Below are 259 nucleotides of genomic sequence, written 5' to 3' on the forward strand. Positions count from 1 at the left end.
TAGATAATAGCTCAACCTGGTCTATGGTTTCAAAATTTGGATAAAGCAATTGTCTTTCGACTTTCTTTAATGGAAAAGGTGCAGGGGGTCGTGGTAATGAAATCATGTAGCTGATAAGGCTCAATATCATTCCGGGATTTTTCTCAAAGCCATCAGCGAGTTTATCAAGCAAGTAATAAATGCCGTCAATACCTTCTTTGGTCTCAAGCGACATTTCTACCACGCGGTCTAAACACCAGATACGTAGATAATAGAGTAA

At 39.0% G+C, this 259-nt stretch carries 1 protein-coding gene; it reads right to left on the reverse strand.

All coding sequences use genetic code 11. From position 1 onward, the window contains the following. Positions 1–214: hypothetical protein (locus E1176_RS19950; RefSeq protein WP_222933023.1), on the reverse strand; the 214-nt coding region annotated here is incomplete at its 3' end. Positions 215–259 lie beyond the last annotated feature (45 nt).

The sequence above is a fragment of the Fulvivirga aurantia genome, assembly GCF_009711475.1.
Classification (GTDB): Bacteria; Bacteroidota; Bacteroidia; order Cytophagales; family Cyclobacteriaceae; genus Fulvivirga; species Fulvivirga aurantia.